The sequence below is a fragment of the Streptomyces sp. MST-110588 genome (assembly GCF_022695595.1).
Lineage (GTDB): Bacteria > Actinomycetota > Actinomycetes > Streptomycetales > Streptomycetaceae > Streptomyces.
In genome coordinates this window covers 3560206-3570409 of the sequence record NZ_CP074380.1, presented here as the reverse complement: position 1 = coordinate 3570409, position 10204 = coordinate 3560206, and the positions used below count along the sequence as shown (strand labels likewise).

The window sequence follows — 10204 nt, the reverse complement described above, 5'->3', positions numbered from 1 at the left end:
CCTTACCCCTTCGACATCAGGAGCGCTGCATGCGTGCCTATATCGGCGGTCATCAGGCCGTCTCCATCGACGACTTCATCGAACTGGCTCTCGGTACTCCGGTTGGGCTGTGGCTCGGGGAGGAGGGGGAGACCGAGGAAGAGCGTGCCGCCCGCAAGGACGCGGCGCGCGACATCCTCGCCGACAACCCGGAGCTCCCGGACGACGTGGCCCGCATCGCCGCCGAGGTGATCGAGGCGCACGCCCCGGAACTGTTCAACGTGGTCCCGCTGACCCGCCCGGCCCGGCGCCGTCGGCCCTCCCGGAAGGGAGCGGCGGCATGAGCGAGCTGCTCACGCTGGACGGCCTGTCCACGCCGCTGCGGGTACTGCGGCTGCTGGCTGCCGACTTTGGGTACTTGCCCGCCCCGGACGTCGACCTGACCCGTATCTACCCCGACTGGCTGACCCTGCGGTTCCACGAGGGTCTGGACGCGTTCGAGGCATGGCGGGAGGCCCTGGCCGTGCCGCCGGAGAAGGTGACGCACGGAGTGCAGGGCGACGGCATCACGCGCGTGCTGAAGGTGACGGCCGACTACGCGGGCGCGAAGGTGCACCTGCACGGCTACACCGACGTGCCTGCGACGCAGGGGGTGCGGGATGACGACGCAGACCATTGAGCGTCCGGCCGTGCCGCCGCTGACCAAGCCGGAAATGGGCCTGGCCGGAGTCGGCGCGCTCGCCGCCGCTGCGGTCGGTGCCCTGGGGTTGTACTCGTCATTCGACGCCGTCTCACTGGCCGCGGCCCGGTGGGGCTTCAGCAACCCGCACATCCTGCCCATCGCGATCGACATCGCCATCCCGGTGTTCACCCTGGGTAACCTGCTGTTGATCCGGCTGGACATGGCGTTGGCGTGGGTGCGGTTCGTGCCCTGGGTGCTGACCCTGGTCACGTGCTGGCTGAACGTGGCGGCCGGGCACGTCCTGTCCGCGAAGGTGGCGCACGGCACGATGCCGCTGCTGTGGGTGGTGTTCTCCGAGATCGGCGCGCACATCTACGCCGTCCGGATCGGTGCCGTCACCGGCCGCCGCATGGACAAGATCCGGTGGTCGCGCTGGCTGCTGGCTCCGCTGTCCACGTTCGCGCTGTGGCGGCGCATGACGCTGTGGGAGGTCACCTCCTACACCGACGCCCTCGCCTGCGAGCGTGAGCGCCTGTTGGTCCGCGCGGACCTGCACGAGCGGTACGGCGTCATCGCCTGGCGCTGGAGGACCCCGCGGCGTGAGCGCGTGATGCTGCGCATGGGCGAACTCGCCCCCGCCGGCGCCGACGTACCCGCTGCCCCGGAGCCGCCGCAGGCCCCGGAGGAGCCGAAGCACGAGGCGACCAAGCCGCCGCGCAAGCGGCCCGTCAAGGGCAAGGCCAAGGCGGCGCAGCGCACGACGGCCGAACTGCTCGCCGAGGCGCGCACGATCACGGCCGACTGGAAGGACAGCCAGATCAACGCCGAGGCGCTGCGCAAGGAACTGCACTGCGGTTCCGGCCCCGCCCGGCAGGTGCGTGACGCCCTGCTCGCCGAACGGGCCGACGGACGCGCCCTGCGCCCCGTGGATGCTCCCGACGACGACGCGTCCGGCGACGGCGCCGAGGGGGTGGCCGCGTGAACAGCCTGGCCAGTGTCCTGCTGTCCGCGCTGCCCCTCGCTGCGGGGTGGGCCGTCCATGTGTGGTGGCTGCGAGGCTGCCTGAACACCGCCCGGCGCGACCCGCTTACCGGGTTACGCACCCGCGACGGCTTCACCCGCCGCGCCACGGCCCTGCTGAAGGACCCGCGTTCGGTTGTGGTGCTGGCCGACGTCGACAGGTTCAAGCACGTCAACGACACCTATGGGCATGCGGCCGGGGATGCGCTGTTGAAGGCGACCGCCGACCGGCTCGCCCACCACGTCGGCCGTACCGGGGTCGCCGGACGACTCGGGGGCGATGAGTTCGCCGCCGTCCTCATCGACGACCACGGCACCGCCGGGGACCTGCTCGCCGTCCTGCACGGCGTGCTCGCCCGGCCGGTCGACGGCCAGAACCCGGCCGTACACACCACGGTCTCACTCGGCTGGGTGCGCGCTGCCGACTTCCCCGCCGACGACCTGTCCGGTCTGCTGCGCAGGGCGGATGAGGCGATGTACGCGGCCAAACAGGCTCGCGCCGGAACCCGCCGCGCCGGGCTTGGCTGGCTGTTCGCCACCGTCACCGGACGCCGCGCCGGCCGGACCGGCGCCCGCACCGATGCGCCCGTGGTGGGGGTGGCGGCATGAACGCCCCGCGGATCGGCTCGGTGTGCACCGGATACGGCGGCTTGGACATTGCTGTACAGGCCGTGTTGGGAGGCGAGTTGGCGTGGGTGGCGGACAACGATCCTGGCGCCGCGCGCATCCTCGCCCACCACTGCCCCGCGGCGCCCAACCTCGGGGACATCACCGCCTTCGACTGGTACGACGTTGAGCCGGTCGACATCCTCACCGGCGGCTATCCATGCCAGCCGTTCAGCACTGCGGGCAAGCGGAAGGGAACCAAGGATGCCCGGCACATCTGGCCGTACATCGCCCGCGCCCTTGGCGTTCTACGACCCCGCTACGCGTTCTTTGAGAACGTCGCAGGGCACCTTTCTCTCGGATTCGACGCCGTGCTCGCCGACCTTGCCGGCCTCGGGTTCGATGCGGAGTGGTGCACTGTTCGCGCGTCGGACGTCGGAGGCGCACACCAGCGCAAGCGGTTGTTCGTCCTCGCCCGCCTTGCCGACCCCGAGGGCGAGGGACGCCAAGGGCAAGGGCTACCCGGACGGACTTCCGGCCACGGTCTCCCTGCTGCCCACGCCGTCAACCTCGGAGGCGACCGGAGCGGGCAGGCCGGACGGAAACCGCAACGACACGCTGAGGGCAAGGGTCGCCCTGCTGCCCACTCCGCGCGCGTCGGCGAGCGAGAACCGGCAGACCAAACGCAGTCCCTCGCAGGAAGCCGGGACACACGGCAAGAGCCTGGCCGCCGAGGTGGGATCGCTGCTGCCGACGCCGACCGTGGCCGACTCGAACGGGACCCGGAACCATCGGGCGGACGGGTCGCCGTACGCCAGCGGGCACGGCAGGACACTGACGGACGCAACGATGCTCCTGCCGACGCACAGGGCGACGGACGGGACCAAGGGCGGACCGAACCAGCGCGGCAGCAAAGGGGACCTGACGCTGCCGTCGACAGCGCACCGGATTGGGGTGAGTATGAGCCCGCGATCCGCAGGTGGGAAACGGTCATCGGCCGACCCGCTCCCGGGCCAACTGACGCTCTGGGACGATTGAACCCGCCGTTCGTCGAATGGCTGATGGCCCTTGACGACGGCCACGTGACCGCCGTGCCCGGCCTGTCGCGCACCGCTCAGCTCAAGGCGCTCGGCAACGGGGTGGTCTGGCCGCAGGCCGTCGCCGCCCTGCGCATCCTGCTCAGCCGATACGAGCCGGACGCGTGGGGGAGGGCCGCGGCATGAAGTCTCAGCCCATCGTCGGCGCCGCCGTCTTCACCGCCGTGATGGAGGCGGCCGGCTACCGCTGCCAGTGCAGCGGCGAGTGCGGCAACCCCCACACCAAGGGTGACGGCCGGTGCCCGCACGAGCATGACCACTACACCAGCAAGTACGGGCGCCGAATCCGGCTGATGGCCGCACACGCCGACCCGCTCGCCACCGACGTCGAAGCCGCACGACTCCCGGCGAGCGCGCTGCGCGCCTGGTGCTCCGACTGCCACGGCGTCGCCGCCCGGCTCGCCCGCAAGCGGCTGCCCGCGGCGCCCGAGGAACAGTGCGGCCTGTTTGACCTGTAGCCGACGGGGCCCGGCCTTGCCCGCCAAGACAGCGGCCGGGCCCCGTCATCCCTCCCTGTGGAAGGAATCTCAGTGAACCACCCCGACGACAACGAACTCTTCAACCGACTCGAAGCGGAGATGGCGGCCGACTCCGGCGCCGAGGTAGTCGACCTCAACAAGGCTCGATCGGCGCGCGGTGAGTCGGCCGACCCGAGGGTCGACCGGTCGGCCGACTCGATCGATGACGACACCAACGACCGGTCGACCGTGCTGGTCGACGGTCCGGTCCCGGCCGGTCCGGGCCTGATGGACCGGCTCCGGTCGGGTCAGCGGCGGGAGGTGTTCCCGGTCTGGGCGAAGTCCAAGCCGGAGTTCGTCACCGCGCTCGGCTGGCTCGGGGGCTATGTCTGGCACACCACCGCCTTCCATGCGGTGCGGCTGCCCTGGTACTCGCTCCGGCTCGCCTTCCAGGCCCCGGCCGGGGTCGCGAAGTTCGTCGGCGGCGCGATGCGCTGGGTCGCCGACACCGAGGGCGAGCCGCTGCGGCAGGTCGCCGCGCGGCGCGAGAACGTCGAGGAGTACCTGAAGCTGTCGCGGCAGCGTGACAACCGGGTCAAGCTGCGCGGCATCGTGATGCTGCTCGGTCTGATCCTCGGTCCGGTGTTGGCCATCGTGCTGTTCGTGCTGGCCCCGGCCTGGCTGGAGGTCATGGCGCTGGCGCTGCTGACGGCCGGGTTCGGCTTCCTGGGTGCGCCGTCCGACAAGCCCGTCATCTCCCGCGCGGTCGTCACGACCGAAGTCGAGCGGTTGACGAGCGGCATCGTGGAACGTGCCCTGGGTGCGCTCGGTATTGCCGAGATCAACAAGGCGCTCGGCAAGGGCGGGGAGGGCATCAAGTTCCCTGCCCCGATCACCCGAGACGGCCCCGGCTGGCGCGCGGATGTCGACCTGCCCTACGGCGTGACCGTGCCGGACATCCTCGACCGGCGCGAAAAGCTCGCCTCCGGCCTGCGCCGCCCGCTGGGCTGCGTGTGGCCCGAGCCGGTCGCCGATGAGCACGCCGGCCGCATGATGCTGTGGGTCGGCGACCGTGCGCTGAACAAGGTGCCCGCCCCGCCGTGGCCGCTCGCGAAGTCGGGCGCTGCGTCGCTATTCAAGCCGCTACCGTTCGGCACCGACCAGCGCGGCCGGAACGTCGACCTGACGCTGATGTACGACAACGTCCTGATCGGCGCCATGCCCGGCATGGGCAAGACGTTCAGCCTGCGCACGCCGCTGCTCGCCGCGGCGCTGGACGTGACGGCTGAGCTGCTGATCTGGGAGCTGAAGGGCACCGGCGACCTGGACCCGCTGAAGAAGGTGGCGGCCGACTACGGCTCCGGCCCGGACGACGACACGTGCGCGGCCACGCTGGATTCAATCCGCTACGTCTACAGGGACCTGGAGCGGCGGGCGAAGGTGATCAGCTCCCTGCCCAAGGACAAGTGCCCGGAGAACAAGGTCATCCCGTCCCTGGCCGCGAACCGCTCCCTGGGTCTGCACCCGCTCGTGCTCGCCATTGACGAGTGCCAGGAGCTGTTCAGCCACGACAAGTACGGCAAGGAAGCGGGCTCCCTGTGCACGGCCATCATCAAGCGCGGCCGGGCGCTGGGGGTGATCCTGTTGCTGGCCACGCAGCGCCCGGACAAGGACTCGCTCCCGCCCGCGATCAGCGCGAACGTGGGCACCCGGTTCTGCCTGCGGGTCATGGGCCAGATCGAGAACGACATGATCCTTGGCACGTCGATGTACCGCAACGGCATCCGCGCCACCTCGTTCACCAAGTCCGACAAGGGCATCGGCTACCTCGTCGGTGCCGCCGACGATCCGCAGATCGTGCGCGGCTACTACCTCGACAACCCGGCCGCGGACGCCATCTGCGCGCGCGCCCGCAAGGCGCGTATCGACGCGGGCACGTTGCGCGGCATCGCCGCAGGCGAGACGCCGGAGCGGCGTGAAGCCACGGATCCGCTGCTTGAGGACATCCTCGCCGTCGTCCCGGCGGATGAGGCCAAGCCGTGGAACGACGTCACCGTCGACCGGCTCGCCGAGCTGCGGCCGGAGAAGTACGGGCCGTGGGGCGAGATGGCCCCGGCGGACAAGGCGCGGCAGCTCACCACCGCGCTCAAGCCGTACGGCGTGACCACGGGGCAGGTGGCTCGGCGGATCAACGGCAAGACCGTCAACCGGACCGGCTTCGAGCGCGCCCACATCGTCACGGCGATTGCGGAGCGTGACCGAAACCGGGACGCGGGCTGACGCCGATGAGCCTCTAGCGCTAGGGGTTCAACCCTCTAGCGCTAGAGGTCCCGCTAGCGCCCCATACGGGGCCTGATCAGCACACTAGGCGATAGGCCCCCCACCTGCGGAACCCCCTGAAACCGGCCCTGGGAGGGCTCTCGTGACCCCGACCCTGCTCGCTATCGCACTCCTGCTGTTCGTCACGTTCGGTTACGCCTCGGTGTGTGCGGCGAGCCCGTTCGGCAACTGCCGCAAGTGCAACGGCTTCGGCTTCGCCATGACCACCGACCGCAAGGGACGGCCCAAGCGCGGCAAGACGTGCCGCCGCTGCAAGGGCCACGGCAAGCGGATACGCGTCGGCCGCTGGCTCTACAACCGCGCCGCCCGCACCTACCGCGCAGGCACCCGCTGATCCCAACCCCGCCTCGCCGAAAGGAGGTTGCGGCATGGCCGTGACCATCTCCCTCGCCCTGTTCTTCGGCTTCGTGCTCTTCATGCTGCTGCGCTCCAAGACCCTCGGCCCCGGCAGCGCATTCGTGGCCGTGATGTTCGGCTTCTACCTCGCCTCCACCGGCGCCGCCGACACCGTCAACCAGCTCATGAGCGCCGTCGTCAACGCGCTCCCGGGCCTGTGAGGAGTAGGGCCGTGAACGAACCCATCGTCGCCCGGCACTGGCTCGCCGTCGCTGCACCGAAGGCCGCGCCCGCGCTCGCCACCACGACCGTGCTCGCGCTGGCCCGGATCTGGAACGCCAACGGCGCCGAACACTCCGTCGGCAACGCCGTGCTCATGACCGCACTGTCTCTGGCCGCCGCTGCGGCCGGCGCGTGCGCGAGCGTTGGCCGCAGCGGCGGCCCCGTGCTTGCCGGGACCGCGTTCGCCGCCTCCGGCGGGCTCGCCCTCGCGGGGGTCGCCGGATACGCCGACGGGTGGCCGCTGCCGCTGCTGCTGTGGGCGCTGGCCACCGCCGTCGCCTACGGGCTCGCCGCGCGCTACTGGCGCACCGACCGGCGCGAGCGCGTCGCCTACGAGCGGCACGTGAGCGACCGGCGCGAGGAACACGCCCACATCGAGCGCGTCGAGACCATCCGCGGCACGACACAGATCGAGGTGGCCCGCACCGGCGCCGCCTACGCCGAACAGCTCGCGCAGGCGCTCGTCACCCGCGCCGCGCTGCCCGGCTTCGACCCGGCTGCCTTGGAGCGCGCGGGACTGCCCGAACTGCCCGCCCTCGACACGAGCAAGGAGCACTGAGCCGTGTTCGAGATCCGCGTCATCTGCACGCCGGACGACGCCGACCGCGTCGGCACCGCTCTGGCCGCCGCGTTCGCCACCAGCCCGGCACGCCAGTACCCGACCCGCGACGGCAAGCGCATCCGGCTGTACTTCACGGCCGACCACCGCAGCATCGGCACCAACCCCACCCACACCGAAAGCGAGTGATCCATATGTCCGTGGGAGAGACCCCCATCACCATCGTCGGCAACCTCGCCGCTGACCCCGAACTGCGCTTCACCACCGGGGGCGACGCCATCGCCCGGTTCTCCGTCGCCTCCACCCCGCGCACCTACGACAAGGCCACCGGCCAGTGGCGCGACGGCACCGCGATGTTCCTGCGCTGCACCGCCTGGCGCGACCTGGCCAACCACGTCGCCGAGAGCCTGACCAAGGTCATGCGCGTGGTCGTCACCGGCCGCCTGCGTCAGCACAACTGGCAGAACGAGCAGGGCGAGAACCGTTCCATGCTCGCGCTGGAAGTCGACGACATCGGCCCCTCGCTGCGCTTCGCCACGGCCAAGGTCGAACGCGTCCAGCGCAATGGCGCCGCATCCGGTCCGGCCACCGACGCGTGGAGCACCGCCGCCCCCACCACGGCCGGAGCCGCTAAGGGCTCCGGTTCGGGGTTCAGCGACGAACCCCCGTTCTAGACACGCCCGGAGCGGGCGCCTCTCACCACAAGACCGCGCCCGCCCCGGCTCCCTTGTCCCTTCGACAGAACAGGAGAACCTCCAGCATGCCTCACCTGGACGGCCCTGCCCAGCTCACCGCGGCGCTGGACGCCGCGTCGCGCGGCTGGCACGTCTTCCCCCTCATCCCCGGCGCCAAGCGCCCCGCCATCCGCGACTGGGAGACCCGCGCCACCACCGACCAAGAGCGCATCACCCGGTGCTGGACGCACGCCCCCTACAACGTCGGCATCGCCACCGGCCCCTCCGGGCTCATCGTCGTCGACCTCGACACCCCCAAAGGCCCGGACGACACCCCGCCGGCCGAATGGGCCGCCCCCGGCGTCACCGACGGCGTCGACGTGCTCGCCCTGCTCTGCGAGCGCCACCGCCAGCCCTTCCCCGCCGACACGTACACGGTCCGCACCTGGAGCGGCGGCACGCACCTGTACTTCGCCGCACCCGAGGGCGAGCCGCTGCGCAACACCGCCGGGGACAGCGCGCGCGGGCTGGGCTGGAAGGTCGACACCCGCGCTGTCGGCGGGCTCGTGGTCGGTGCGGGCAGCACCTTCGCCGGAGAGGCGTACACGGTGGCTCACAACGCCCCCGTGGCCCCGTTGCCCGGCTGGCTCGCTGAGCTGCTGCGCCCGGCGCCTCTGCCCCCGCAGAGGCCGGTCACGGTCCCACTCACGGCCCGCGACCGGCGCGGCAGGTTCCTGAACGCCGCGGTCAACGGCGAGTTGGCGCGCGTCACCGGCTCGGCTGCCCACCAGCACAACAACGCGCTCTACATCGCCTCCGTCGCCCTCGGTCAGTTGGTCGCCGGGGGAGAGCTGGACGCGTACGAGGTGACCGAGAAGCTCACCGAGGCAGCGCTCAGCGTCGGCCAGGGCGAGCGCGAAGCGCGCCGCACCATCGCCTCTGGCCTGCGCGCCGGAGCCAACCGCCCCCGGCAGGTCGCAGCATGAGCACCAACCCGATTCCCCCGCTGCACCTGTACTCCGTGCCCAGCGACCCCGAGGCAACTCCGCGAGAGTTGCCGAAGCGGGAGCGCCCGCGCACCGCATGGACCGCGGATCAGCTCATGGCTGCGGACTTCCCGGAGCCGAAGTGGGCCATTCCCGGCATCCTCGCCGAGGGTGTGAACCTGCTCGCCGGACCGCCCAAGGTGGGCAAGTCGTGGCTTTCCCTCGGTCTGGCGCTCGCGGTCGCTTCCGGGGGCCATGCGTTCGACTCGCTGCCTGTCGACGGCGGCCCGGTGCTCTACCTCGCTTTGGAGGACACCCCGCGCCGTCTCCAGACCCGCATGGGCAAGATGCTGGGAGGGCAGGCGGCCCCGGCCGGGCTGACCCTGGTCACCGAATGCCCGCCCTTTCCCCAGGGCGGCAGCGACGCCATCGCCGGATGGCTGGACCGCAACCCGGACGCCCGCATGGTCGTCATCGACGTGTTCGCCAAGATGCGCGGCGCCGCCCCGCAGGGCGTGTCCGCCTACGACGCGGATTACGTGGCTGTCGGCTACGCCAAGCGGATCGCCGACCACTACGGCATCGCCGTGGTGCTCGTCCACCACGTCCGCAAGGCAGGCTCGGACGACTTCCTGACGGAGGTGTCCGGTACCAACGGCATCGCCGGAGCCGCAGACGCCACGCTCGTGCTCAAGCGGGCGCGCGGGCAGGCAGACGGCATCCTGCACGTCACCGGACGCGACGTCGACGAAGCCGAGTACGCGCTTCGGTTCCAAGCTGCATCCGGTGCCTGGCAGATGCTCGATGGCCCGGTAACCGACCACACCATCGGCGACACCCGCGCCGCGATCCTGCGCCGCGTCCGGGCCCACCCTGGCGCCCGGCCCAAGGACATCGCCGCCGCGCTGCCGCAGCTCGATGCCGAAAACGTCCGCCGCACCTGCTCGCGCATGGCCGCGGACGGACAGCTCACCAAGGACGGCACCGGCCGCTACTACCCGGACACCGAGACCCGGACCGAGGGCACACCGGGGGTGTCCCAGGTGTCCGACTGTCCCAGTACACCCGATGACCTGCGAGAAGAGGTGGGACAGCCCGGAGCGGAACTGTCCCACCTGTCCGACTCCCGTAGCTCAGCTCAACAGCTCAGGAGGAAGCCGTGACCCTCGCCGCACCGGAACGGGC

14 protein-coding genes are annotated in these 10204 nt (G+C 71.3%); all 14 read left to right on the top strand.

All coding sequences use genetic code 11. From position 1 onward, the window contains the following. Positions 1-29: 29 nt before the first annotated feature. The 14 genes from KGS77_RS15635 (at position 30) to KGS77_RS15570 (ending at position 10182) form a co-directional block, all read left to right on the top strand. Entirely contained in the window at positions 30-323 is a 294-nt protein-coding gene (locus tag KGS77_RS15635) for a hypothetical protein (protein WP_242581903.1), read from the top strand. Then, complete coding sequence (locus KGS77_RS15630) at positions 320-658, top strand: hypothetical protein (protein WP_242581900.1); 339 nt, start codon at positions 320-322, stop codon at positions 656-658. The genes KGS77_RS15635 and KGS77_RS15630 overlap by 4 nt, the downstream gene beginning before the upstream one ends. Next, positions 639-1643: a DUF2637 domain-containing protein gene (locus tag KGS77_RS15625; RefSeq protein WP_242581897.1), complete on the top strand. Its 1005-nt coding sequence runs from the start codon at positions 639-641 to the stop codon at positions 1641-1643. Before KGS77_RS15630 ends, KGS77_RS15625 begins: the two co-directional genes overlap by 20 nt. Beyond that, positions 1640-2290, top strand: coding sequence for a GGDEF domain-containing protein (locus KGS77_RS15620; RefSeq protein ID WP_242581894.1), 651 nt, complete (start codon positions 1640-1642; stop codon positions 2288-2290). Before KGS77_RS15625 ends, KGS77_RS15620 begins: the two co-directional genes overlap by 4 nt. After that, entirely contained in the window at positions 2287-3510 is a 1224-nt protein-coding gene (locus KGS77_RS15615) for a DNA cytosine methyltransferase (protein WP_242581891.1), read from the top strand. The genes KGS77_RS15620 and KGS77_RS15615 overlap by 4 nt, the downstream gene beginning before the upstream one ends. Further along, on the top strand, positions 3507-3842 hold the full coding sequence (locus KGS77_RS15610; RefSeq protein WP_242581888.1) for a hypothetical protein: 336 nt from the start codon (positions 3507-3509) through the stop codon (positions 3840-3842). The genes KGS77_RS15615 and KGS77_RS15610 overlap by 4 nt, the downstream gene beginning before the upstream one ends. 72 nt (positions 3843-3914) lie before the next feature. Continuing rightward, positions 3915-6122, top strand: coding sequence for a cell division protein FtsK (locus KGS77_RS15605; protein ID WP_242581878.1), 2208 nt, complete (start codon positions 3915-3917; stop codon positions 6120-6122). Positions 6123-6264: 142 nt separating this feature from the next. Next, positions 6265-6516: a hypothetical protein gene (locus tag KGS77_RS15600; protein WP_242581874.1), complete on the top strand. Its 252-nt coding sequence runs from the start codon at positions 6265-6267 to the stop codon at positions 6514-6516. 34 nt (positions 6517-6550) lie between these two features. Then, entirely contained in the window at positions 6551-6739 is a 189-nt protein-coding gene (locus KGS77_RS15595; RefSeq protein ID WP_242581870.1) for a hypothetical protein, read from the top strand. Between the two features lie 11 nt (positions 6740-6750). Continuing rightward, entirely contained in the window at positions 6751-7359 is a 609-nt protein-coding gene (locus KGS77_RS15590) for a hypothetical protein (RefSeq protein WP_242581867.1), read from the top strand. Between the two features lie 3 nt (positions 7360-7362). Next, positions 7363-7548, top strand: coding sequence for a hypothetical protein (locus KGS77_RS15585; protein ID WP_242581863.1), 186 nt, complete (start codon positions 7363-7365; stop codon positions 7546-7548). Between the two features lie 5 nt (positions 7549-7553). Continuing rightward, complete coding sequence (gene ssb / locus KGS77_RS15580) at positions 7554-8033, top strand: single-stranded DNA-binding protein (RefSeq protein WP_242581860.1); 480 nt, start codon at positions 7554-7556, stop codon at positions 8031-8033. Positions 8034-8119: 86 nt separating this feature from the next. Further along, entirely contained in the window at positions 8120-9019 is a 900-nt protein-coding gene (locus tag KGS77_RS15575; protein WP_242581857.1) for a bifunctional DNA primase/polymerase, read from the top strand. Beyond that, the gene (locus tag KGS77_RS15570) at positions 9016-10182 is read left to right on the top strand and encodes an AAA family ATPase (protein WP_242581854.1); all 1167 of its coding nucleotides are present in this window, start codon (positions 9016-9018) and stop codon (positions 10180-10182) included. The genes KGS77_RS15575 and KGS77_RS15570 overlap by 4 nt, the downstream gene beginning before the upstream one ends. Positions 10183-10204 lie beyond the last annotated feature (22 nt).